1 protein-coding gene is annotated in these 1,189 nt (G+C 64.1%); it reads right to left on the bottom strand.

Features of this window, described 5'->3' with window-relative positions; translation table 11 throughout:
• The coding region (locus ACXJKR_RS32990; protein WP_457326450.1) for an alpha-amylase family glycosyl hydrolase at positions 1-957 on the bottom strand (957 nt) is incomplete at its 3' end.
• Positions 958-1,189 lie beyond the last annotated feature (232 nt).

The raw sequence follows: 1,189 nt of genomic DNA on the forward strand, positions 1-1,189 counted from the left end.
GTCCCAGTTGGTGATGAAGACGGTCGCGTTCTGCGGCTGGATGAAGCCCCAGCTGCCGCCCCAGTTGCCCCAGGTGCCCATGACGCTCGGGATGCTCGCGAGGTTCAGGCCGTTGTTGTTGCGGAAGACATCGCGCATGGCCGACGTGAACTGGAACTCGTTGAGCGTGCCTACGGGGAAGTAGCTCGGCCGGTCCACCTCGCCGTCGTTGATGATCTCCTGCGTGACCCAGATCGGCTCGCCCTGCAGCGTCGTCGGGTAGGCGGCCTTCACGGCGTTCATGATCGACGTCCAGGCGCTGGCCGGCATGTGCTTGGACGCATCGATGCGAAAGCCATCCACACCCATGGCCAGCAGGGCCTTCAGGTAGTTGACGATCTGGCCCTGCACATAGCTGCTTTCGGTGGCGAGGTCCGGCAGGCCGCCCAGGCGGCAGTTCTGCACATTGCTGCGGCCCGACGGCGAGTTGTAGTCGCCGTCGTTGATGTTGCAGTTGGCGTGGAAGTCGCTGGCGCTGAAGAACGGGTAGCTCAGCGTGCCCGCGTTCCAGGTCGAGCCGTCGGTGGCCGTGCCGCTGCCGTCGGCCATCTGGTTGACGACGATGTCCGCATAGACCCGCACACCGGCCGTGTGGCAGGTGTTGATCATGGTCTGCAGCTGCCCAGGCGTGCCCATGCGGCTGGTCAGGTTGGTGTAGTTGACGGGCTGGTAGACGCCCCACCAGCCATTGGCGTTCTTGGACGCGCCGGGCGGCGAGATCTGCACGCCGCCAAAGCCCTTGGRGCCCAGCCATTGGGTGCATTCGGTGGCGATGTCGGGCCATGACCACTCGAACATCTGGACCGATGTCGAGTTGGGGTTCAGCGCGTGGGCCGGTGAGGCGAGGGCGGCGCTCAGTGCGAGCGCGAACGAGAGCGAAGGGGCGAGTCGGAAGCTCGCGGGCAGCAGCGATGGCATGGGTGTGTCTCCGTCATGTGGTCGACCGCCGCCCTCGTCATGGGGCGGCTGGGTTCGGCCAATCGACTGCTTGCCCTGGCCGCCTTTCCCGTTCAGGAAAGTGCTGCGACTCTAGACAGACGGCGGTAATTTAAATGTAGGAAAACTACCAATCAACGAGCAAAATCCCTAGAACATTCGGCGGCGGCGAGGTGACTCAGAGCGATTTCCGACGCGATGCCATCTCTTCTCC

It is taken from the genome of Roseateles sp. P5_E11 (genome assembly GCF_054049355.1).